Origin of the sequence: Pseudomonas medicaginis, assembly GCF_965119365.1 — a bacterium.
Taxonomy (GTDB): domain Bacteria; phylum Pseudomonadota; class Gammaproteobacteria; order Pseudomonadales; family Pseudomonadaceae; genus Aquipseudomonas.
Genome location: NZ_OZ221631.1, coordinates 3,295,140 through 3,316,604, shown reverse-complemented (window position 1 = coordinate 3,316,604; position 21,465 = coordinate 3,295,140). Strand labels below are relative to the sequence as shown.

Below are 21,465 nucleotides of genomic sequence, written 5' to 3'. Positions count from 1 at the left end.
GCGCCGGAGAATCGCCTAGAAGCGCCCTATTTCCAAGGTCGCGCACAGCCCACCCTCGGTGCGATTCTCCAAACGTATGCATCCTCCCAGACGATCCGCGATGGTGCGCACGATCGTCAGCCCCAACCCCGCTCCCTGGTCGTTGCCACGGCTATAGAACCGTTCGAAGAGCCGCTCACGCTCGGCCTCGTCGATACCCGGCCCCTGGTCTTCGACGGACAGCTCGTAGTGATCGCCCTTCCTGGCCAGGCGTACGGTGATCGTGCCGTTGGCCGGCGAAAAATTGGCCGCATTGGTCACCAGGTTGTTCAAGGCGATATCGATGGCCACCGGGTCGATGCGAACCGGACCGATGTCATCGCTGACATCCAGCACCGGCTCGAGCCCCTTGCTCAACAACCAGGGCGTCAGTTGAACCAGGCTCGCACGAACCGTGGCGGGCAGGTCGATGACAACAGGCGTCGGCACACCTGCCTGCGGTTCGAGCCGCGCCATGGTGAGCAACTGATTGACCAAACGCGTGGTGCGATCGACGCCCGCGATCAGGTGTTCCAGGGACTCGCGACGGCTTTGCTCGCTCCCCGCCTCCATCAGGTTCTGCGCATGCACCCGCAGCACCGCCAAGGGCGTACGCATTTCATGGGCGGCGTCGGCAATGAAACGCCGCTCACGGCCCATCACCTCCTGGATCTGCGCCAAGACGCGGTTGAGGGCCGCCTGCATGGGTTCAAGCTCCGTAGGGAGTGGCATCATTTGCAGGGGCTCCAGTGAGCCGGGATGCCTGGCCCGCAACTTCGCCGCCATATCGACCAGGGGTTTGAGCCCCCAGCCGATGGCCAGCCAGATCACTGCGGCAAGCACCACACTGCCGATCACGTTGGGTACGACGGTGTGACGAACAATGCGGTCGACCAGATCGGCACGCACGTCGTCACGCTCGCCCACCCAGATCTTCAAGCCGTATTGCGCGTCGTCGAGGACGAACGCCCGCCACTTACGGTTTTTCTGGTCCACGACCTCACTGAAACCGGGCGCGCCCGGCGGTGAGGTGAACGACGGTGCGCTGGAGGTATGCACCAGCACCGAACCTTGTGAGTTCCAGACTTGAAAAGCAATCTTGCTTTCATAGGGATGGCCATCGACCCTGGGAACCGCCTGCCCCAGCGCCGAATTGAACGCCTGATACAATTCGGCGTGCTCCTTGCTCGCCATCGGCATGCGCATCACGCCCTGCAACAGCCGGGCATTCTGCGCCAACTGGGCATCGTAGACCTCGGCGATTTCGTGGTTGCTGTCATGCAGGTTGAATACGGTGATGATCAACAGGCCAAGGAACAGCAGGCCAAGGATCAACGTGAGGGTACGACGCCGGATCGAACTCATCGGCGCTCCTCCACCAGGTAACCGACACCGCGAATGGTGCGGATCAGGTCGGTGGAGAATTTCTTGCGCAGGTGATGGATGTGCACTTCCAGCGTGTTGCTCTCGGCCTCCTCGCTCCAGCCGTAGAGCAACTGCATCAGATGATCGCGAGTCATGACGCGACCCGGCGGCGAAAGCAGTTCATGGAGCAGTTGATATTCCTTGGGCGTCAGGGCCACCGGCTTGCCTTGGTAACTGACTTGCTGGGTACCTGGGTTCAGGCTGATGCCGGCATGTTCGATCAACGCTTGGGCGCGACCGGCGCTGCGCCGCAACAAGGCCCGCAAGCGGGCCTTGAGTTCCGCCAGATCGAAGGGCTTGACCAGATAATCGTCGGCCCCGGCGTCCAACCCGGCGATGCGATCCTCGGTAGCATCCCGGGCAGTGAGGATCAGCACCGGCAGGTTGGAGCCGCTGTCACGCAAGCGCCGCAACACTTGCAGGCCGTCCATGCGTGGCAGGCCCAGGTCGAGCACCGCCAGGTCGAATGTTTCACTGAGCAACGAATGCAAGGCGCTGCTGCCGTCCTGCACCCAGTCGACGGTATAACCTTCGCGACTCAGGGCCTGGTGGATGCCTTCGCCCAGGGCCACGTCATCTTCGATCAGTAATAAACGCACATCCGCTCCCGTCAGTTCAGTTGCTTGTTCACATCCACCAGTAAAGCGTCGATCTCCTTGCGGCGCCCAGCATCGGCCGTTTCCCGACCTGGCCGCGGTGCTGCCTGCAAGGCTTTTTGCAACGCTGCCTTGGCTTCGCTATAGCGCTTCTGACGGTAGAGGTGATCCCCCCAAAAGTACAGGCTGTCGATGCCGTTCGGGTTGAGTTGCAACGCCTGCTGGAGCAATTGCTCGGCCTTGTCGGAGTCGCCGAAACCCAGGGGCCAGCCCGGCACCCGGTCGTAGAGTGCACCCAGGCTGGTGTAGGCCGAGCCTTGCAGGGCCTTGGGGTCCAGGGTCAGGGCTTTTTCCAGGTCGCCCTTGGCATCCTTGACCTTGCCCAGTGCACCGATCCCACCCTTGGCACCGGCCCAACTGCTGTTGACGATGCCAGACCAGATCCACGCTTCGGCCACCGATTGGCGCTCCTGCTTGAACGCCGATGCCTGGACGGCGAGTTTTTCGAACGCATCGGCGCGTTGGCCTTCGGGCACTTCATATTGAATATGGGCCCAACGCTGCTGGATGTCGCTGAGACGTTGCTGGTCGGTCGCCTCCAATGCCCAGACGCTTTGGCTCAGGGTGCCGATCAACAGGCAAGCGAGGATTTTTTTCATGGCTTGAGATGCTCGTTTTCGGGTTTGTGACTGAGACGGCGCACCAGTGGCAATTGCTTGCGCAGGCCACGGTCCACCAGGTTGGGCAGCAGGCTGTTGAGGCCGACGAAAAAGCGTTCGGGCCAGCCCAGATACAGCTCGCGTCGGTCGCCGATAATCGCGTGGATCACCGCCGCCGCCACGGTTTGCGGGTCGTCGACGTTGGCCTTGAGGGCCTGGTTGAGGGCATCGGCCGCCGGGCTGTTCATCGAGGTACGGGTGGCCCGGGGCGCTACGTAGAGCACCCCGACACGGGTATCGGCCAACTCCCGGCGCAACGCTTCGGAAAAACCGCGCAAGGCAAACTTGCTGGCGCAGTAGCTGGCATAGCCCGGGTAGCCGATGGATCCATAGGTCGAGCCGACGTTGACCACCATCGCGCTGTCAGCCTGCTTGAGCAGTGGCAAGAGCAGTTTGGTCAGGCAAATCGGCGCGCTGATATTCAGCGCCAGCATGGTGTTGATCTCGCTGTCGTCGAGTTGTTCGAGCATGGCGAAGTGGTTCACGCCGGCGGCATTGATCAGCAGGTTGATACCGCCCTGGGCCTCGGCGGCGACCCGTATTTTGCGCCGATCGGCGAGGAAGGTCAGGTCGGCTTCGACCCAGCTCAAGTGCTGCGGATAACGCTCCAGCAACGGCTGCAAGGCTTCGCGACGCCTGGCCACGGCCAGGACCCGCGCGCCACTGGCGCACAGGGCGGCGGCGATGGCCTGGCCGATTCCGCCACTGGCGCCGGTCAGCACGACACGCGCATCACACAGGCGCATGGTCATGCTCCTCGTCGCGCGGCAGGCCGCGGAACATGTCGGTGTACAACCGGTACACCACCTTGGAGGCATGGATCACCGCAGCCTGGTCCGCCGGATCTTCCAGCCGGTTCATCAAGCCGCGATAGGTTTGCATATGCTCAATGTCGAGCGAACCATGGGAGCTGAGGTAGCTGAACGCCGTGGGTGGCAATTCCAGGCGCTGACGGATGCTGTCGGCGGCATGGGTCGCCAGAGCGATACTGGTGCCTTCGAGCACATTGACCATGCCGAACAGGCCCACCGGGTTGCCTCGGGCGATCAAGTCGTAGAGGTAACTGACCATCAGCTCAATGGGCAACGAAGGCTGACCGTTGCGCACCGCGTCCTTATCGCCACCGCACACGGCAATGTCATCCAGCACCCATTGCTCGTGGCCGTACTCTTCGTCGATGTATTCGCACACGGCCTTGCGCAGCCATTCCAGATGCGCTGGCAGGCGCGCTCCGCAAGCCATCATCAGCGGTACGGTGTGGCGCACGTGGTAATACGCCTGGATCAGGAACCCCCGGTAACTGGCCAGGCTGACTTGGCCGTTGAGGGCGTCGCGAATGATCGGCAGATTGAACAGGGTCTGGCGCTCTTGTTGGGTGACTTCTTGCAACGTGTCAAAAAAACTCATGATGGGGATTCCTCGGACAAAACAGATGAAGTGAGCTGCGCGCGGTAATGCTCGACGATGGCCTGCCGGCGTGGCCGGCCATTGGCGGTGAGCAGGCCGTTGGCGGCGCTGAAGGGGTGGTCCAGGCGCGTCCAGTGATGGACCCGCGCGTAATCGGGCAGCGTGTCGTTGGCCTTGGCCACGGCCAGCGCCAGCGTTTGATCCGTGCAGTCGACCCGGGCGGGCCAGAGCAATGCATGGTTGTGCGGCATGGCTTCGCCATAGACAAAGGCCTGGGCAATGTCACCGCCCTGGGTGAGTTCGGCTTCAACCCATTCGGGGTTCACGTTGCGACCGAAACTGGTCACGAACTGGTGCTTCTTGCGACCGCGCAGGTAAAGGAAACCGTCTTCGTCGAACTCACCCAGGTCGCCGCTGGGCCACCATTCGCTGGCATGCGGTGGCTCACCCAGGTAACCGAGCAGCACCGAGCCCTTGATCAGGACTTCGCCGTCATCGGCCAAGCGGATCTCCACATGGGGCAGCGGTTGACCGACACTGCCGGCGCGATGAGCCTGTGGCCGATTGAGGCAGACCACCGAGGCGCATTCCGACAGCCCATAGCCTTCAAACACCGGCAGGCCAGCGCGCTGGGCCCGCTGCAACAAATCGTGGGACACCCGTGCCCCGCCCACGGCGGCGAATCGCACGATGTACGGGTTGAACATCTTTTGTTCGGCAGCCATGACCAACATCAGCAGCAGCTGCGGAACCAGGATCAGGCTCTGCGCCCGACGCTCGGCCAGGCATCCCAGCAGCCGCGTCGGGTCGACTCCACTGGCGCCCTGGATGCCGAGGGTTTTCTGGCTGGGCAGGCTCAGCATCGCACCGGCATACAACGCCGCGTAGCAGCCAAGGTTTTCCAGCAAAATCGCCAGGGGCAGTAACGCCAGGTGATGCCTGGCCTCGACCGGTTGGCTGGCCTGCTCCAGTTCACGGGCCACCCGCAACAGGCTGTCGGCGCTCAGGCAGACGCCCTTCGGCGTGCCGGTGGTGCCGGAGGTGAACGTCAGCTTGGCGGTGCCTGCCGGCAAACGGCTCGGGCCGTCGAAGTGCCGTCGCCAGAACTCTCCGCTGTGCTGGTATCCGGCAGCTTGCAGTTCCGCTTCGAACGCCGGCTCGGCAATCACTCGCTCGGCCTGGCTCTGTTCCAGGCAGTGCCGACGTTGAGCCTGGCTGAAAAACCCCGGCAGGATGACGCAGGTCAGCCCTTCGAACAGTGCGGCAAGGTCCCAGAGCATCGCTTCGATGCCGTTATCCAGAGCCAGGGCGACAACACGGATGTGTTCATCGCGCAAGCGTTGCTGGCGGTACACCACTTCGGAATAAAGTGTCGCGTAGTCGAGCTGCGAGCCGTCGCCCCACAGTGCCACGGCATGGCCCCTGCGCTCGGCATGACCACGCAGGGTGCGCTTGAAGCGTTCCATTTCAGGCGACATGGCTGGTTTCTCCGAGGTCCGTCGGCAGTCCCAGGCGATTGAACAGGCCGGTATTGCGCAGATGAATGAAACCGGCGCGGATGTTCCCGACATGAACCCAGGGCTGGCTCTCGTAGTAGCGGCCCCAGAGATGACGGTCCTCGCCGAGGCGCTGCGGGTCTGCCGGGCACAGCGTCACAGGCTTGAGGCCCAGGCGATGGAAGCTGTTGACCAGGCCGATGTTGCCAGTGAACGCGACCCACTCCAGGCCGCCCATGGCCAACAGATAAGTGATCGCTATGATGCTCAGCCGGGCGCTGCCCGTGTCGCTGGCGGCCAGGTTGCCAACCTCGACGATGCCAGCGCGGTCCACCGGACGATCGGCGGCGGCACTGATCAAGGGCTCGATGGGGCTGTCCAGATAATGTTCGAGGAACAGCGGTCCCTGGGCGGCCCGGCGCACGCCAGCGGCTGCGCAGAGCGTGCCGCGGAGATCGTCGAGCCCGAACAGCTCCGGCATGAAGTGCCGAATATCGGCACCGTGGACCTGGCGAAAACGCTGCTGGATGAACGCCTCGAACTCAGCTCGCCGTGCTTGTCCCGGCAACGCCCGGTGCAAGTGCCGAACCGGCGGGCCGGCATCACCGAAGGCCAGCGGCAGGTGGATGTTCCAGTCAAAATCGGGCATGGCTCAACGTTCTCCCTCGGGCTATTGGGGGAAAGTATCGAGGCCGTTTCTTAACGAAGTCTGAAGGTGGCCAATTTATGGCTCGCTCGAGAGACAGTCCGGTCAAACCTGACTGCCCCTGATCGCTATTCCGTAGTACAGTGCGCAAGTCCGATAAATATCCACTTTGAGATGACCTGAAGTCTCAGGAGCAACTTCAATGGACCCGAACACCCCGCAACCCCTCTGCCGCGGCGCTAACAGCATGATCGAAATCACCGAAGCCTCCATTGCCCAATTGCGCGCTGCGCTGGAGTCGGGCCAGACGACCGCGGTGGCGCTTGTCCAGGCCTACCTCGCCAGGATCGATGCCTACGACGGCCCCGATACGCCCGCAGCCCTCAACGCGGTGGTGGTTCGCAACCCCGATGCGTTGGAAGAGGCCCAGGCCTCCGATGCCCGTCGGGCCAGCGGCCAGACCCTGGGCCCGCTTGACGGCATTCCCTATACGGCCAAGGACAGTTACCTGGTCAAGGGGCTCACTGCCGCTTCCGGCAGCCCGGCGTTCAAGGACCTGGTTGCTTATCGCGATGCGTTCACCATCGAACGGCTTCGCGCCGCCGGGGCCATCTGCCTGGGCAAGACCAACATGCCGCCCATGGCCAACGGCGGCATGCAGCGCGGGGTGTATGGCCGTGCCGAGAGCCCGTACAACGGCGACTACCTCACCGCGCCGTTTGCCTCCGGCTCCTCGAACGGTGCCGGCACGGCAACCGCCGCCAGTTTCGCGGCGTTCGGCCTTGCCGAAGAAACCTGGTCGAGCGGGCGCGGTCCAGCGTCGAACAATGGCTTGTGCGCGTATACGCCGTCGCGCGGCGTGATTTCGGTGCGTGGCAACTGGCCGTTGACGCCGACCATGGACGTCGTCGTGCCCTTTGCCAGAACCATGGCCGACCTGCTCGAAGTGCTGGACGTGGTGGTCGCCGAGGACCCGGACACCCGTGGCGACCTGTGGCGCCTGCAACCCTGGGTGCCGATTCCGAGCGTCGACTCGGTTCGCCCCGCCTCGTATCCAAGCCTTGCCAGCAACCCGGGGGCCCTGGCCGGCATTCGATTCGGCGTGCCACGGATGTACATCAACGCTGACCTTGAAGCCGGCACGGCCGAGGCCCCCGGTATCGGCGGCCCGACGGGCCAGCGAATCGTCACCCGCGCCTCGGTGATCGACCTGTGGGAACAAGCCCGCAAGGCGCTTGAGGCCTGTGGTGCCGAAGTGGTCGAGGTGGATTTCCCCCTGGTGTCCAACTGCGAGGGCGATCGTCCCGGCGCGCCGACCGTGTTCACCCGTGGACTGGTTTCCAAGGAGTTCCTGCACCATGAATTGTGGGACTTGTCGGCCTGGGCGTTCGATGACTTCCTGCGGGCCAACGGTGATCCGAAATTGAATCGCCTGGCCGACGTCGACGGACCGAAGATTTTTCCCCACGACCCGGGCACCCTGCCCAACCGGGAGGACGATCTGGCCGCCGGCATGGATGAGTACGTGAAGATGGCCCAACGCGGTATCACGCCCTGGGACCAGATCCCTACACTGCCCGACGGGTTGCGGGGGCTTGAGGCCACACGCCGCATCGACCTGGAAGACTGGATGGAGCGGCTGGGCCTGGACGCGGTGATCTTCCCGACCGTTGCCGACGTCGGGCCGGCGGATGCGGATGTCAACCCGGCATCTGCCGATATTGCCTGGAGCAACGGCGTCTGGGTCGCCAACGGTAACCTCGCCATCCGCCATCTGGGCGTACCCACGGTCACCGTGCCGATGGGCGTCATGGCGGACATCGGCATGCCCGTCGGGCTGACGTTTGCCGGGCGCGCCTATGACGATTCGAAGCTGTTGCAACTGGCGTCGGCGTTCGAGTCGATTGGCTCCAAGCGCCTGGTCCCGCCCCGGACACCGCCGCTGTCGGCATGACTAGGGTCATTGGGGCTGCGCAGCGGCCCCCGTCTCCATTTCTACAGCCGGAAATATTGCTGCATAGCACGTGAAAGCAGGCTCACGGCTTCGTCGCCCTGTGACGCCTGGGTTCGCATGAACACCACCTCATGCTCGGCGATGACCGGCAGGCCGTCGAGGATCCGCATGGCGTCCGTCACCCGCGCACGGTCGATCAGGCTGATCGCCAACCCGGCCTCCACACAGGCTTTGACGGCTTGGTTGGAGGGGCTTTCCAGGACGATGCGGGTCCTGCGCCCGCTTTGCCTGAGAGATTCCATCATCGCCTGCCGATAAGGGCATTGCGTCGCATGCACCGCCAGCGGTAGCGGCTCCATCGAGGCCGCCGCCGTGTGGGCCGGCCCGACCCAGACCGGCAGCGTGGACACCAGCACTTGCGCATCGGCGTTCGCCAGCCCCTTCGGCTGGGCAACGACCGCTGCCTGGAGCTTGCGGCGCTGCACCAAGTCACGTAGCGCGTAGCTAGGCGCGGTCTTGAGTTCCAGCACGACGTTGGGCCAGGCGGCGGCGAACGTCGGGAGGATGTCGCGGATGACATGATCCGCGTATTCATCCGGCACCCCCAAGGTGATGCGTCCCGCCAAACGGGTTCCGTGCAAGTCGGCCAGTACCCGGTCATGGGTGTTCAGCAGTTCCGTCGTCGCCACCAGCAAACGCTTGCCCAACGCGGTGAGGGAGACCGATTGGTTGTCCCGGTTGAGCAGCCGCCCGCCAGCGACCGCTTCCAAACGCTGGATATGCACGCTCACCGCCGCCGGGCTTTTGTGCAACTGTTCTGCCGCCCCGCTGAATTTCCCGATCCGCGCCACCGCATGAAAAGTCCGTATCAAATCGATATCGAGTATGGCCGTCATGATTCAATCTTCGTGAATGACTGATGCACTATATTTTGATTTATTAGATTAGCCGGGTTTCGTAGCCTGGGGTCATGAACCCAACTAAATCGATGACCTGCACCTCCCTGCCCGGGCCCGCCTGGTATTGGCTGATCCCCTTGCCATTGCTCGAAGCGGCATTGCTTTTGTCCTGGAGCTCCGGCTTCATTGGCGCGCGTTTTTCAATTGACTACGCGCCGGCCCTGCTGGTGGTGTTCTGGCGATGCGTCGTGGTCACGCTCGTCCTGTTTCCCTTCGTCGCCAGGCAGCTACGCCGAACCTCGCCCGTCGTGCTGTTGAAAAACGCCGGCATCGGCCTCCTGGCGATGGCCGGCTACCTGGGCGGCATCACCCAGGGCATTGCCCTGGGCGTGCCGGCGGGCCTGGCCGCACTGGTCGCCGACCTGCTGCCGATGGGCCTGGCACTGCTGGCCGCAGGCGTACTCCGGCAACGGCTGGCCTGGCAGGTATGGGTGGGCCTGCTCATCGGCCTGTTCGGCGTCATGCTGGTAACCCAAGGCGCGTTGGCGTGGGGCAACGCACCTCTGTGGGCCTATGGCCTGCCGCTGCTTGGAATGCTCTCGCTCGCCGTCGCCACCCTGTGGCAAAAATACCTTCCCGCCGGACAATCACTGGGCCTGCTGCCCAACCTTTGGCTGCAGTGTTGCGTGTCGGGCCTGGCCTTCGCCTTGGTCGAGGGCGCACGTGGCAGCCTGGCCCCGCTCCCCAGCACGGGCTTTGCACTGAGCGTCTTGTGGACCGCGGGTCTGTCGACGATGGGCGGTTATGGCCTCTATTGGTTGTGCCTGCGCCGCGCAACCGCTACCCGGGTCGCCAGCGTGCTGTATCTGAGCCCGCCCATTACCATGTTCTGGGCCTGGGCGATGTTCAACGAACCGCTTTCATGGCAGATGGTGGTGGGGATGGCGGTGTCCGGCGTGGGCATCTGGCTGGTCGTCGGTACCGAAGCGCGGCAGGCCAGGCATCACGTGCCTGGGGGGACGTCTTAACAGCCGGAACTTGGCATCGCGATGATGCTTGTGGCAGCGTACGCTGGATCGCAAACAATCCTTCACGCCCACAGACAAGCGGTAGCCCTCATGATTTCCCACGTCTTTTTAGGTATTGCCGATTTTGATCGCGCCTTCGTGTTTTATTCAAAACTCATGGCCGGGCTGGGCCTGACCCTGAAATTTTGCGACGCCACCCAAGGCTGGGCTGGCTGGATGGCCGAGAACTCGCCTCGCCCGCTCTTCGTGATTGGCAAACCATTTGATGGCAAGGCAAGCGAACCCGGCAACGGACAGATGGTGGCCTTGCTTGCCCCCAGCCGGGAGGCCGTCAGGAGCAGCTACGCCACAGCGATGGCGCTGGGCGGGACGTGTGAGGGGGAACCCGGCTTGAGACCCCACTACCATCCCGATTATTACGGCGCCTACTTTCGAGATCTCGATGGCAACAAGCTGTGCGTCTGCTGCCATGACCCGGTGTCGACTTAATCGTGCCCCCAGCTAGAACATCTATAACCGCTGCGCTCGTCCTCCTGCTGCCTGGGCCAGGCGGGTGGTCAGCACATCCAATAAAGCAGCGACCTTGGGCAGCGTCTCACGGCTTTTCTGCCAGGCAAGATTGATCGCCATCCCATCGGTTGCCAACTGGGGCAGCACCTCAACCAATGTCCCTTCGTCCAGTTGCCGCTGGACCAACCAGGACGGCAATTGGGCAATACCGCAACCGGCCAATACCGCAACCACCAAGCCCTCTCCATCGCCCACCACCAGCGTTGGCGACACCTGTTTCCTGAGCGTTTCGCCCCGATGGCGCCCGGCGAAACTCCAGGGGCTGACGTTGCCATTGCGCCAACCGTAGGCGATGCACTGGTGGTGCTCCAGATCACATTCAGACAAGGGCGTGCCATGCCTGGCCAGATATGCAGGCGATGCGCAGAAAATATGCCATTCGCGGCCAAGGTAACGACGCCCCAGCGCATCCGGCCAAACCTCGGCGCCTCCCAAGCGGATAACGATGTCCACGCCTTCCTGCACGGCGTCGATGAAACCGTCGGAGAACGACAGGTGCGGAACCAGTTGCGGGTATTGCGCCAGGCATTGCAAGACGATAGGCAGCACCAGGGAACGGCCAAAAGCACCGGGAAGGTCGATCCGAACGCGGCCGCGTGGCTCGGCGTTTTCAGCCTGCAGCGACAGCTCGGCCTCCTCGAGATCGGCAAGCACGCCTGTGCAGGTGCGAAGAAAGACGCTCCCTGCATCGGTCAGCGAAACACGTCTGGTTGTACGGTCGAACAGTCGAACACCGAGCCGGCTCTCCAGGCGGGCAACGCTTTTACTGATCGCAGACCCCGTGAGGTTCATCCGCTCAGACGCAGCCTTGAAGCTGCCGGATTCGGCGACGCAAACGAATACATCGATACCCTTCAGTCGTTCGGAGGAAAACATGGACGCCCTTCATTAATGAACTGCATTCAATCAAACCAAGAAAAAACATCATAAATCAGAACCGAGTTCCTCAGTAAACTTGGCAACCGCGTACCCGTCCGAGAGATGACGCGGCCCCTTATCAATATCTTCGGTCGTATGAGGCAAGGATGCTCGCCACCCTCAAGCGCTATCCCACGTCAGTCCATTTGCTGCTGTCAGCCTCACTCATCCTGACCCTGGCTCGGGCAATCACACTGCCGTACCTGGTCATCTACTTGTCGAACAGCTTTGGCTTGAACGTTGCCGACACCGGCCTGGTGATCGGCAGCACATTGATCATCGGTTCCCTGTTGAGCCTCTACGGCGGTTTCCTGGTGGACAACCTGTCCAGCCACCGACTCATCCTGGGGTTCAGCGTGCTGTTCACGGTGGGGTTTGTCGGCACGTTCCTGGCTCGCGATCTCTGGTTGTTCTACAGCTGCCTGATATTGATCAACCTGGCTTATGCCGTCATCGATATCGCCGTCAAGGCAGGATTTGGCGGCATGCTTGCAATCGCCGAACGCAGCGAAGCGTTCTCGATCAAATACACACTGACCAACATCGGCTATGCCGTCGGGCCGTTTCTCGGGGCGGGGATGGCCAAGCTGGACATCAGCCTGCCATTCCTGTTGTCCGGCCTGCTGGGCGCGGGGTTCTGCCTGGTGTATTTCGTGTGGGGCGACAGAGACCTGGCGGTGGTCGATACCGGTCACAAACCCGCACCCTTTCTGGCCGTGGGCAAACTTCTGCTCCAGGACTACCGTTTAGTGTGCTTCACCCTCGGTGGCCTGCTCAGCGCGGTGGTCTTCGGCCAGTTCACGGCCTATCTCTCACAGTACCTGGTGGTCACGACAACGGCCGAGTTCACCTATCGCATCATCAGTGCCATTGTGACGACCAACGCGTTGATGGTGATCAGCCTGCAATACGTCATTGGCCGAAGAGTGTCCCAGCGTCACCTGAAACTGTGGCTGGCGGCGGGGCTGAGCCTGTTCATCCTCGGGCTGGCCGGCTTCGCCCTGGCCGATACCCTGCTGCTCTGGGTAATCGCCATGGCGGTGTTCACGGTCGGGGAGATCATCGTCTTCCCCGCTGAATACATGTTCATCGACAACATCGCGCCCGACCACCTGCGGGGCATGTACTACGCCGCGCAAAATCTTGGCAACCTCGGCGCCGCCTCCGGGCCGGTGCTGTGCGGCCTCGTATTGGCAACGCAGCCACCTCACTACATCTTCTACATGCTCGCCCTGTTCGTTGTTGCCGGTGGTGTGTTTTATTTCCTGGGAACTTATCGGCTGATCGACTCGCCGGCCAAGACGTAATGCATGGCCTGTGAAGATCGCTACGACGATCCGACGTTTCATTGCCTGGCGGCACAGTGTCGGCCTGATCCGACCCTGTGGGAGCGAGCCTGCTCGCGATGACGCCGGCACATCCAACATCACTGCAAACTGATACACCGCTTTCGCGAGCAAGCTCGCTCCCACAGGGAATCGCGGTCGTTCGCAGCATCTGAACACGACACAAAAAACCATGCGGGAGCGGGCTTGCTCGCGAAGGCGGCGGCACATCCAACATCACTTCAAACTGAACCACCGCTATCGCGAGCAAGCTCGCTCCCACAGGGAATCGAGGTCGTTCGCAGCATCTGAACACAACACAAAAACCATGTGGGAGCGAGCTTGCTCGCGAAGGCGGCGGCACATCCAACATCACTTCAAACTGAACCACCGCTATCGCGAGCAAGCTCGCTCCCACAGGGAATCGCGGTCGTTCGCAGCATCTGAACACAACACAAAAACCATGTGGGAGCGGGCTTGCTCGCGATGAGGCCGGCACATCCAATATCACCGTAAACTGACCCGGCATGGATGCCGGGTTAGGCGCCCGGGGTATGGGAGCGGGTGAAAATCACACCGACGCTTTCAGCATGTCATACGCTTCAAGCGATCGCAGCGAGTAGATGTAGGCCGCCCCCGCATTCAACGAAATCGCAGTTGCCAGGGCCGCTGCAACCTCCTCGCGACTCGCGCCGGCCTTGATCGCCGCGTCCGTATGGGCGGCGATGCAGCCGTCGCAGCGGGTGGTGACGGCGATAGCGATCGAGATCAGTTCGCGGGTCTTGGCATCGAGTACATTGTTTTCGCTGGCGGCTTCCCCTAGCGCCATATAGGCCTTGACCATTTTCGGGTTGCTGCGGCCCAGCGCGCCAAAGGCTTTCTGAATGGTGGGCAACAATTCGGACCAGTTATTGAACATGGCATTAACTCCTGAGTGGGTTAGGTGTACTGTTTTGACGCCCTCAGTTTTTCACCCTGGCGCCACTCGGGTTTGCTCAATGCGCTCAGGTTTTTTGGCGAAACGCTCAAATGAATGCGATCGATAAACTCATCAGCCTGGCCAACGTGCGCGGCAGCCTGGACCTGCGCTGTCAGTTCCAGGGCGACTGGGCCCTGGATCACGGGCAGCAAGCCCTGGGCACAGCGCCCTATCACATCGTGCTGGCCGGCGAATGCCGCGTCGAGTTTGCCGATGGGCAGCGCTTGCCCATGCGCGCCGGTGACATCCTGCTGTTGCCGCGCGGTGCCCCTCACGTCATGCACAGCCCTGGCAAAACGGTAACGCCGACCTCACCCCGGGTCGTGACCGGGGGCACCCTGCCGATTCATCGCATTGGCGGCGCCAGCGCGGAGCTGGACATGCTTTGCGGGGGCTTTCACTTCAACCGGGCTTCGTTGCTGTTCGGTGCCTTGCCCGAATACCTGGTGATTCCCAGCGGCGCATTACCAGCCAATGGGCCGTTGCCGGCGCTGGTGGAGGTCATGCGCGCAGAAGCGGATGGGGATAAGGTCGGCGCGCGCTTCTTGCTCGATGCCCTGTCACAGGCGCTGTTCACCTTGATTCTGCGTGCGCATCTGGCCAGCCAGGGACAGGACAGCGGCTCGCTGGCCCTGCTCGGCGACAAACGTCTGGGCCGGTCCTGGCAGGCCATGTTGGCAGACCCTGCGCACGAGTGGACCATCCAAGGCCTGGCGGACATCGCGAGCATGTCCCGGGCCAATTTCATGCGCGCATTCGTCAAGGTGGCCGGCGTTTCGCCGTGGGTGCTGTTGACGCAAGTACGCATGGAGTTGGCCTTCAGCCTGCTCAGCCATTCACACTTGGGACTAAGCGATATCGCCGTACAGGTCGGTTACCAATCCCAGGCCGCGTTCAGCAAGAAATTCAAGGAAGTCTTCGGCGAGGCGCCAGGACGCGTGCGCCGCGGGATCCTGAGCCCAAGCGCGAGCTGATACTCAAGAAACATCCGCTCGCAGGGCCGGGTGCTCGCGCAGGCGCTCGACGATGTAGTCCACGAAACTGCGCACGCGCATCGGCGCCTTGCTTCTTTCGCGGTAGACCACATGAACCGGTATCGCGGGCGGCTCATAAGGTTGCAAGACCCGGCGCAAGCGTCCGCTGTTCAGATAGTCGTACAGCGGATAGTTCAAGCAGCGCATCAACCCAGCCCCATGAGCCGCCGCATCAATGGCCGCCTGCAGCGAGGCGCAACTGAGCCGCGTGCGCGCCTTGAGGCCACTGGCCTGCTGATGGAAAGGCCACTGGACCCAATCCTGGTTGGCCTGCGTGGCGATCAGTCGATGATTGCGCAGATCCTGCGGCACAACGGGTTCACCATGAATCGACAGGTAGCCAGGACTGGCGCAGACGAGTGAACGAACGCTGCCGACCGGACGCGCGATCAATGAGCAGTTGGGCAGATGCCCCACCAGCACCGCCACATCCAACCCTTCCTCATGCATGTTCGGAAAACGATCGTGGTAGTGGGCGAATATCCTGATCCCGGGGTACTGATCCATGTAGCCGGCCAGCACCGGGGCCATGACATAGCGGCTGAACAGCAAGGGCAACAGGATCGTCAGGTTGCCTTGGGCCTGGACATGCCAGCCCTTGGCTGATGCCTCTGCCTCGTCAATCGCCTTGAGGATCCGTGAACAGTCGGCCATGAAGCCGACCCCGGCTTCAGTCAGCACGACCCCGCGCGTGCTGCGCAACAGTAACTGCACACCCAGTCGCGCCTCCAACCGAGCGATGGCACGCATCACGGTCGGTCCGGAAACGTTCAGGCGCTGGGCTGCCGAAGCGAGACTGGGGCACTGCGACAGCGCATGGAACATCCGCATTTCATGGTGGCGAGCCATCAGACGATGTCTTTTACGACAGGCTTGAGCGTGACGTCGTCCCCCAACCGATCAGCGAGGAAGGCCACAAACGTGCGCACCTTGGCCGGCACTCGAGTGCTCTTCTGATACACCACGTGAATCGGCAACGCTGGCGGCTCGAACGCCTTGAGCACCACCTCAAGTTCCCCATCGGCGACCTGTCGGGCTACTTGATAGGACAAGACCCGGGTCACGCCCCAACCCTGGCAGGCGATGTTGATCGCCGCCTGATTCGCGGTCACCACCAGGCGTGGATCAAAGCGCAAGCTCAGCGAATTGGCCTCGTCCATGAATTGCCAGTGACTCAGCAAATGACTGGCCGAAGACATCACGATATTGGCCTTGCTCAACTCGCCAGGATGCGTTGGCCGTCCGTGTCGCTGGAAATAGGCCGGTGCGCCACAAATCACCTGGCGCACTTCACCGACCTTGATGGCGTGCTGATTGTTTTCCTGCAAATGACCGATGCGGATCGCCACGTCGATGCCTTCGTCGGCGATGTTCACCACACGGTCGACGAACAAGGCGTTGAGGTGTACCGAGGGAAATTGATCCAGGTAATCCGTCAGCAGAGGCGCGATGTACAGCTCGCCAAACAGCACCGGAGCGGTGACCGTCAGATACCCGCAGGGGATCGAATAGCTGCCGGCAGCGGCCTCCTCGGCTTCATCGAGTTCACTCAGGATTCGTCGGCAATCTTCCAGGTAGCGTTGCCCCGCTTCGGTCAGGTACACATTGCGGGTGGTGCGCGACAACAACTGGGTGCCAATCCGCTCCTCCATCGCCGCAATGGCGCGCGTCACGCTTGGCGGTGAAATACGCAGTCGACGGGCAGCAGCGGCGAACCCTTCCTCCTCGGCCACCGCCATGAAAACCTGCATTTCCTGAAAGCGATCCATGGGCGATCCAGCCTTGAGGGCACGTGGCTTGAATGTACTTGCCGGAAGATGCGCCCCCGGCAAGCACCTGCGGTTTGAATCAGGCTTGCTGCAAGCCCTTGGCGGTACGTTGCATGCCGACGAAATTCGGCAAGGCTTCGATGCTGCCCAGCCAGGCCCGGACGTTCGGGTAGTCGGTCAGCGCGACGTTGCCTTCGGGGGCATGGGACACGTAGGTGTACGCGGCCACATCAGCGATGGTCGGTTGCTCACCGGCCAGGAACCGGCTTTGCCCCAACTCCGTCTCCATCACCTTCAACAGGGCATGGGAGCGCTTGATGGCGTCTTCGGCGTCATAGCCGGCACCGAACACGGTGATCAACCGAGCGTTGGCCGGCCCCTGGTTGATCTGGCCCGCCGCCACCGACAGCCAGCGCTGCACCCGCGCCTGGGCAAGCGGATCACTGGGCAGCCATTGCCCCTTGCCATACTTGGCCGCGAGGTAGACCAGGATCGCGTTCGAGTCGGCCAGGACGGTGCCGTTATCGTCGATCACCGGCACCTGGCCAAAGCTGTTGATGGCGAGAAACTCCGGAGTCTTGTGCTCACCTTTCATCAAGTCCACGAATATCAACTCGGTTGGCAAGCCAAGCAGCGAGAGCATCAGCTCGACACGATGGGCGTGCCCCGACAGCGGGTGGCGATAAAGTTTGGTCGCTTTCTCAGACATGACGTACTCCATGTTGTTTTGGGCTCGAAGCGGTGATCGCATCGATGGCGCTATCCTCTGCTCCTGTCCCGGACAGCGGAATAACCAGCTTCTACAATCCAGCATTTCATCCGGTGAAACAGTCGGGCCACTAGACCTCAAGCACCAACGGCTCGCTCCCTTGGGCCGGCACGGCGCAACAGATCAGCACTTCACCCTCGCCAACCGGTTCGGCCGGCTGGCTCAGGTAATGCACCTGGCCGCGGCTCAAGCGGGTTTTGCAAGTCCCGCAGGAACCGCCGCGGCAACTGAACTCCGGGTTCAGGCCGCGGGCTTCGGCCAGTTCCAGCAGCGTCCCGCTGCCGGGTTCCCAACGAGCCTCCTTGCCGGAACCGGCGAACAAGACCTTCACCGCCTCGCTCGCTGCCGGTACTTGCTGGGGTGCCGGGACACTGACTTCGATATCCCGAACCAGGGTGGAGGGCCCGAAGGTTTCCGCATGGATGCGGTCGTCAGGAATGCGCAATTTGCGCAGCCCGTCGTACAGCGCCTGGGTAAAGCTGCCCGGCCCGCACAGATAGAAGTCGTAGTCATTGAGCGGCAGCAGTTTCTTGAGCAGTTCCACATCGATCCGGCCCGCCAGGTCATAGCCTTCGCCAACCTTTGCTTCGGTGGGCGGTTGGCTGACCATGCGCAGAACCTGGAGCTTGTCGCCGGCACGGGCGGCCAGTTCGTCGATCTCTTCACGGAACGCCAGGTCGGCCACCGAGCGGGCGCTTTGCACCAGCCAGACCGGGCGCATGCGGCTGATGCGTTGCCCCTGGTAAACCACCTCGCGCAACATCGACAACAGCGGCGTGATGCCCACCCCCGCTGCCAGCAATACCAACGGACGCCGCTCGGTGGCCTGGACGGTGAAATGGCCCTGAGGCGCCCGCGCCTCAATCTCGTGCAGCGCCTGCACCTGATCATGCAGGTGGGACGACACCGAGCCATCGCGCTTGACGCTGATACGCAAGAAATCATCCGACGGCGCACTGGATACGCTGTAGGTCCGGATCGATGGCGCTTTCTGCCCCTCCAGCTGGATCCGCACCGGCAAATGTTGCCCGGCTTCAAACCGGGGCAGCCCCAAGCCATCGCTCGTCTGCAGGTAGAACGAACGAATGCCGGGGCTCTCATCCACCACCCGCGAAACCTGCAACGAACGCCAGCGACTGCGCAACGCCTCGGCCTGCAAGCGCTCGGCGGCCTGCTCCCAACTGCCGGTCATCAATGAATTGGGCGAGTCGCCCTCGTCCTGATCCTTCCAGCGCAACGCGATGGCGGCCGGACGATAGACGATGCGTTGCGGTGTGAAGCGCAGCAGCCGCTCGGCGCCTTGGAAGGCATTGATCTGGGGATCGTCCAGCAGGACTTGCGCCGAGCCGCTCATTTGCAGCAGATCGCCGGTCTGGAAATCGACGAACACCAGCCCGGCCCGTGGGTTGAGCAGAATGTTGCCCAGGGTGTTGAAGAACAGGTTGCCGGAAAAGTCAGGAATGGTCAGCGATCCATCTTCATCCATGCGCACGAACCCCGGCTTGCCGCCACGGTGAGACGCATCGACCTGCCGCTCGCCATCGCGCACCACGTAGGTGGCGATATAAAACGAATCGGCCGCCGTCACCAGGCGCCGTACCAACGGGTCCGACACGGTCAACTGACGCGGCGCGACCGCCTGTGCATCGACAAATTGATACTGGCGCAGGTTGATGTAGCGAGGGCAGTTGCCATAGGCCTGGCTCACTGCAATCTCCAGCCCTGGGGCAAGCTGACGGCGCACGACGCCGTTCATGCGATTACGTCGGCGGGTGTGCAATTCGATCCCCAGCATGCCAATGGCATCGCCCTCGCCCATGCCCTCCTGGGCCGGGTCGTTCGGCTCGGGCTCGAGGTTGATGTGCAGGGTCTGCGGGTCGGGGGAGTTCATGAAACCCGGCTGCCCCGTGCGCAGGGTCGCCCACACGTCGCCTTGCCGATCCACCGCCCCCAGCACCACGAAAGGCAACTGGGCGTAGAACTCACGGTGCTGGTCCGGCATCCACGTACGCGCCAATTGCCGTTGGCCGACGCTGGCCATCATGTCGACGGCCCCGACGGAGCGCTGCAAGGTCAGCTCTCCTTCGTGCCAGGGCGAGGTTTTTGCTTGCAAGGCTTCGTCCATCGGCTACTCCTCGCGCTCGCAGCATGAACGCCTGCGCCAGTGCGCTACGGTTAGGGATTGTCCGCCATCGTTTGCACGGGTGTGCAAGTGGCTGGCGTCATCTTCTGCCCAAAGCGGTTGCTCAGGAATACGCACAAACTGCAATCCACCGTTTCACAAAATGGAATGGTGGGCTCATGGCCTGACACTGGCGAAATGCTTGGTCAATTCGAGCAAGGTCGCCCGCAATTCCGGAGGCCGCACGGGTTTGGCCAGGATCGAAATGTTCATGTGGTGCAGCGCGTGGCGGATTCTTTCGATTTCATGGCCGGTCATGATCATGGCAGGGACTTCGCTGCCCCGCTGTTCGCGAATCGCGGCGATGCATTCGGCGCCCGAGACTTTCGTGCCCAGGTCGAAGTCGGCAATGATGATGTCGCAATCACTGGTCACCCCCACCCCGTCACTGTGGGTTTCCACTTCGCACCCCCACTTCTCCAACAGCGCAGACGTCGCCATCAGCACGTTGGCGTCATCCTCCACCAGGCAAACCCGCAAACCCTGCAAACGGCTTTGCGTGGGCACCGGTTTTTCCACCACAGCCCCTGGCGCAACCCTTTCCAGCCCTTGGATCATGGCGCGCGTGCCCTGGCCGAGCCGGGAGTCCAGTTGGATGTCCAGATTGATCAGGTGGCTGATCCGCTTGACGATGGACAACCCCAGGCCCAGCCCCTCGACATCTTTGTCACGGACGTGGCGTACCCGATAAAACTCCTTGAACACCTCAGGCAGATGTTCGGCGGCAATGCCCCGGCCCTTGTCGTAGATGACGATGGCCAGGCCACTGCCTTTCGGACGCACACCGATCAACACCGGTTGGCCGGGGGCATACTTGAGCGTATTGGAGACCAGGTTCTGCACCATGGTCGCCAACAAACCGGCATTGACAGTGACCCAGTGCCGGCAAGGCCGCAGGCGCAACTCGACACCAGCCCAGCGGGCGGCTTCGGTGTTCTGCTTGACCACGTCCTGGAGCAACGCGCCCAGGTGCACGGGTTCGGCCTGCGGTTCAAGCTGCCCGTTGTCGAGGGTGTAGATGTCCAGGATAGAACGAAACAGCTGCGACACGATGTGCAGCGAACGGTCGATGTTGTCCACCAGTCGCAACTCTTCCTGGCCCAGCCGGGCATCACGCAGGCAGGCGGTAAACAAACCGATGGAGTGGATCGGCTGGCGCAAGTCATGGCTGGCCTGGGCCAGGAAGCGGGATTTTTCCTGGTTCGCGGCAATCGCCTCTTCCGAAGCGATGCGGGTACGGGTCAACAGGATATGCGCGTAGGCGGGCACCACGATGGTGGTGACGATCAACGTGAGGAACAGATAGGGCTGGCCACGCCAGAACGGCGTGAGCAGGAAAATCACTACCAGGTTGGACAGCGCGATAACGGTGGCCAGCGCCAGGTAGCGCGAACCGAAGCGCATGCCATTGCCCAACGTGACCCAGAGCAATGCGGCGTACACCGGTAGCGTACCCTCCCCACCCACGATCAAGGCAAAGGCAAGACTGGCATAATCCAATGTCATGGCAAAAAGACGACGCAAGAAGAAGTGCCCGGGCCAGCGCTTGACCGCCATGCGCAGCGGGATCGCGGTGCCGAAGAAAAAGGTCATGTACCACAGGATCGGTACATAAGTTTCGAAGTCGCTGGCCAGAAAGGCCACCACGATGATGTAGAGCGCTGTACACGCCCCGACCGTCAATCTCAATGTTGCCTGATCAAGCTCGCTATTCTTTTCCGTCATATTCAC

20 protein-coding genes are annotated in these 21,465 nt (G+C 62.3%); 5 read left to right on the top strand and 15 right to left on the bottom strand.

Annotated elements, in window-relative coordinates:
* Positions 1-15 precede the first annotated feature (15 nt).
* The 7 genes from ACMTA2_RS14750 to ACMTA2_RS14720 are packed head-to-tail and all read right to left on the bottom strand — an operon-like array spanning position 16 to position 6,310.
* Complete coding sequence (locus ACMTA2_RS14750; RefSeq protein ID WP_413795412.1) at positions 16-1,383, bottom strand: sensor histidine kinase; 1,368 nt, start codon at positions 1,381-1,383, stop codon at positions 16-18.
* Positions 1,380-2,042: a response regulator gene (locus tag ACMTA2_RS14745; RefSeq protein WP_003201124.1), complete on the bottom strand. Its 663-nt coding sequence runs from the start codon at positions 2,040-2,042 to the stop codon at positions 1,380-1,382. Before ACMTA2_RS14745 ends, ACMTA2_RS14750 begins: the two co-directional genes overlap by 4 nt.
* An 11-nt stretch (positions 2,043-2,053) precedes the next feature.
* A complete protein-coding gene (locus ACMTA2_RS14740) occupies positions 2,054-2,698 on the bottom strand; it encodes a tetratricopeptide repeat protein (protein WP_413795411.1) in 645 nt (214 codons plus the stop codon).
* The gene (locus ACMTA2_RS14735; RefSeq protein ID WP_413795410.1) at positions 2,695-3,504 is read right to left on the bottom strand and encodes an SDR family oxidoreductase; all 810 of its coding nucleotides are present in this window, start codon (positions 3,502-3,504) and stop codon (positions 2,695-2,697) included. The genes ACMTA2_RS14740 and ACMTA2_RS14735 overlap by 4 nt, the downstream gene beginning before the upstream one ends.
* The gene (locus ACMTA2_RS14730; protein ID WP_413795409.1) at positions 3,491-4,165 is read right to left on the bottom strand and encodes an iron-containing redox enzyme family protein; all 675 of its coding nucleotides are present in this window, start codon (positions 4,163-4,165) and stop codon (positions 3,491-3,493) included. The genes ACMTA2_RS14735 and ACMTA2_RS14730 overlap by 14 nt, the downstream gene beginning before the upstream one ends.
* On the bottom strand, positions 4,162-5,643 hold the full coding sequence (locus ACMTA2_RS14725; RefSeq protein ID WP_413795408.1) for an AMP-binding protein: 1,482 nt from the start codon (positions 5,641-5,643) through the stop codon (positions 4,162-4,164). The genes ACMTA2_RS14730 and ACMTA2_RS14725 overlap by 4 nt, the downstream gene beginning before the upstream one ends.
* A complete protein-coding gene (locus ACMTA2_RS14720; RefSeq protein WP_413795407.1) occupies positions 5,633-6,310 on the bottom strand; it encodes a thermostable hemolysin in 678 nt (225 codons plus the stop codon). Before ACMTA2_RS14720 ends, ACMTA2_RS14725 begins: the two co-directional genes overlap by 11 nt.
* A gap of 244 nt (positions 6,311-6,554) precedes the next feature.
* On the opposite strand from ACMTA2_RS14720, the gene ACMTA2_RS14715 reads away from it, so the two are divergent.
* Positions 6,555-8,261 carry an amidase gene (locus tag ACMTA2_RS14715; RefSeq protein WP_413795659.1) on the top strand — a complete coding sequence of 569 codons (1,707 nt, stop codon included), beginning with the start codon at positions 6,555-6,557 and terminating at the stop codon, positions 8,259-8,261.
* Between the two features lie 41 nt (positions 8,262-8,302).
* Here ACMTA2_RS14715 and ACMTA2_RS14710 read toward each other — a convergent pair whose 3' ends face one another.
* Positions 8,303-9,157 (bottom strand): LysR family transcriptional regulator, encoded by an 855-nt coding sequence (locus tag ACMTA2_RS14710; RefSeq protein WP_413795406.1) that lies wholly within the window; start codon positions 9,155-9,157, stop codon positions 8,303-8,305.
* Between the two features lie 74 nt (positions 9,158-9,231).
* On the opposite strand from ACMTA2_RS14710, the gene ACMTA2_RS14705 reads away from it, so the two are divergent.
* A complete protein-coding gene (locus tag ACMTA2_RS14705) occupies positions 9,232-10,188 on the top strand; it encodes a DMT family transporter (protein WP_413795405.1) in 957 nt (318 codons plus the stop codon).
* Positions 10,189-10,278: 90 nt separating this feature from the next.
* On the top strand, positions 10,279-10,677 hold the full coding sequence (locus tag ACMTA2_RS14700; RefSeq protein ID WP_413795404.1) for a VOC family protein: 399 nt from the start codon (positions 10,279-10,281) through the stop codon (positions 10,675-10,677).
* Positions 10,678-10,698: 21 nt separating this feature from the next.
* Here the strand turns inward: ACMTA2_RS14700 and ACMTA2_RS14695 are convergent, their stop codons facing one another.
* Entirely contained in the window at positions 10,699-11,634 is a 936-nt protein-coding gene (locus tag ACMTA2_RS14695; RefSeq protein ID WP_413795403.1) for a LysR family transcriptional regulator, read from the bottom strand.
* A 149-nt stretch (positions 11,635-11,783) separates the two neighbouring features.
* Here ACMTA2_RS14695 and ACMTA2_RS14690 point away from each other — a divergent pair, with 149 nt between their 5' ends.
* Positions 11,784-12,983, top strand: coding sequence for an MFS transporter (locus ACMTA2_RS14690; protein WP_413795402.1), 1,200 nt, complete (start codon positions 11,784-11,786; stop codon positions 12,981-12,983).
* A gap of 589 nt (positions 12,984-13,572) precedes the next feature.
* Here ACMTA2_RS14690 and ACMTA2_RS14685 read toward each other — a convergent pair.
* On the bottom strand, positions 13,573-13,920 hold the full coding sequence (locus ACMTA2_RS14685) for a carboxymuconolactone decarboxylase family protein (protein ID WP_046062217.1): 348 nt from the start codon (positions 13,918-13,920) through the stop codon (positions 13,573-13,575).
* A 110-nt stretch (positions 13,921-14,030) separates the two neighbouring features.
* Between ACMTA2_RS14685 and ACMTA2_RS14680 the strand changes: the two genes are divergently transcribed.
* Positions 14,031-14,954 (top strand): AraC family transcriptional regulator, encoded by a 924-nt coding sequence (locus tag ACMTA2_RS14680; RefSeq protein ID WP_413795401.1) that lies wholly within the window; start codon positions 14,031-14,033, stop codon positions 14,952-14,954.
* 3 nt (positions 14,955-14,957) lie between these two features.
* On the opposite strand, the gene ACMTA2_RS14675 is transcribed toward ACMTA2_RS14680, so the two are convergent.
* From ACMTA2_RS14675 to ACMTA2_RS14655, 5 genes are all read right to left on the bottom strand, one after another.
* Positions 14,958-15,863: a LysR family transcriptional regulator gene (locus ACMTA2_RS14675; protein ID WP_413795400.1), complete on the bottom strand. Its 906-nt coding sequence runs from the start codon at positions 15,861-15,863 to the stop codon at positions 14,958-14,960.
* Positions 15,863-16,783: a LysR family transcriptional regulator gene (locus ACMTA2_RS14670; RefSeq protein ID WP_413795399.1), complete on the bottom strand. Its 921-nt coding sequence runs from the start codon at positions 16,781-16,783 to the stop codon at positions 15,863-15,865. The genes ACMTA2_RS14675 and ACMTA2_RS14670 overlap by 1 nt, the downstream gene beginning before the upstream one ends.
* A gap of 79 nt (positions 16,784-16,862) precedes the next feature.
* Complete coding sequence (locus ACMTA2_RS14665) at positions 16,863-17,492, bottom strand: glutathione S-transferase family protein (protein ID WP_413795398.1); 630 nt, start codon at positions 17,490-17,492, stop codon at positions 16,863-16,865.
* Between the two features lie 130 nt (positions 17,493-17,622).
* A complete protein-coding gene (locus tag ACMTA2_RS14660; RefSeq protein ID WP_413795397.1) occupies positions 17,623-19,677 on the bottom strand; it encodes a 2Fe-2S iron-sulfur cluster-binding protein in 2,055 nt (684 codons plus the stop codon).
* 174 nt (positions 19,678-19,851) lie between these two features.
* Entirely contained in the window at positions 19,852-21,459 is a 1,608-nt protein-coding gene (locus tag ACMTA2_RS14655; protein WP_413795658.1) for an ATP-binding response regulator, read from the bottom strand.
* Positions 21,460-21,465: the final 6 nt, after the last annotated feature.

What these genes read in the sequence shown, in the direction of transcription:
- ACMTA2_RS14720 (WP_413795407.1), bottom strand. Translation starts at nt 6,310, where the DNA reads ATGCCCGATTTTGACTGGAACATCCACCTGCCGCTGGCCTTCGGTGAT.
- ACMTA2_RS14725 (WP_413795408.1), bottom strand. Translation starts at nt 5,643, where the DNA reads ATGTCGCCTGAAATGGAACGCTTCAAGCGCACCCTGCGTGGTCATGCC.
- ACMTA2_RS14705 (WP_413795405.1), top strand. Translation starts at nt 9,232, where the DNA reads ATGAACCCAACTAAATCGATGACCTGCACCTCCCTGCCCGGGCCCGCC.
- ACMTA2_RS14680 (WP_413795401.1), top strand. Translation starts at nt 14,031, where the DNA reads ATGAATGCGATCGATAAACTCATCAGCCTGGCCAACGTGCGCGGCAGC.
- ACMTA2_RS14740 (WP_413795411.1), bottom strand. Translation starts at nt 2,698, where the DNA reads ATGAAAAAAATCCTCGCTTGCCTGTTGATCGGCACCCTGAGCCAAAGC.
- ACMTA2_RS14695 (WP_413795403.1), bottom strand. Translation starts at nt 11,634, where the DNA reads ATGTTTTCCTCCGAACGACTGAAGGGTATCGATGTATTCGTTTGCGTC.
- ACMTA2_RS14665 (WP_413795398.1), bottom strand. Translation starts at nt 17,492, where the DNA reads ATGTCTGAGAAAGCGACCAAACTTTATCGCCACCCGCTGTCGGGGCAC.
- ACMTA2_RS14700 (WP_413795404.1), top strand. Translation starts at nt 10,279, where the DNA reads ATGATTTCCCACGTCTTTTTAGGTATTGCCGATTTTGATCGCGCCTTC.
- ACMTA2_RS14715 (WP_413795659.1), top strand. Translation starts at nt 6,555, where the DNA reads ATGATCGAAATCACCGAAGCCTCCATTGCCCAATTGCGCGCTGCGCTG.
- ACMTA2_RS14655 (WP_413795658.1), bottom strand. Translation starts at nt 21,459, where the DNA reads ATGACGGAAAAGAATAGCGAGCTTGATCAGGCAACATTGAGATTGACG.
- ACMTA2_RS14660 (WP_413795397.1), bottom strand. Translation starts at nt 19,677, where the DNA reads ATGGACGAAGCCTTGCAAGCAAAAACCTCGCCCTGGCACGAAGGAGAG.
- ACMTA2_RS14675 (WP_413795400.1), bottom strand. Translation starts at nt 15,863, where the DNA reads ATGGCTCGCCACCATGAAATGCGGATGTTCCATGCGCTGTCGCAGTGC.
- ACMTA2_RS14690 (WP_413795402.1), top strand. Translation starts at nt 11,784, where the DNA reads ATGCTCGCCACCCTCAAGCGCTATCCCACGTCAGTCCATTTGCTGCTG.
- ACMTA2_RS14670 (WP_413795399.1), bottom strand. Translation starts at nt 16,783, where the DNA reads ATGGATCGCTTTCAGGAAATGCAGGTTTTCATGGCGGTGGCCGAGGAG.
- ACMTA2_RS14735 (WP_413795410.1), bottom strand. Translation starts at nt 3,504, where the DNA reads ATGCGCCTGTGTGATGCGCGTGTCGTGCTGACCGGCGCCAGTGGCGGA.
- ACMTA2_RS14750 (WP_413795412.1), bottom strand. Translation starts at nt 1,383, where the DNA reads ATGAGTTCGATCCGGCGTCGTACCCTCACGTTGATCCTTGGCCTGCTG.
- ACMTA2_RS14730 (WP_413795409.1), bottom strand. Translation starts at nt 4,165, where the DNA reads ATGAGTTTTTTTGACACGTTGCAAGAAGTCACCCAACAAGAGCGCCAG.
- ACMTA2_RS14685 (WP_046062217.1), bottom strand. Translation starts at nt 13,920, where the DNA reads ATGTTCAATAACTGGTCCGAATTGTTGCCCACCATTCAGAAAGCCTTT.
- ACMTA2_RS14710 (WP_413795406.1), bottom strand. Translation starts at nt 9,157, where the DNA reads ATGACGGCCATACTCGATATCGATTTGATACGGACTTTTCATGCGGTG.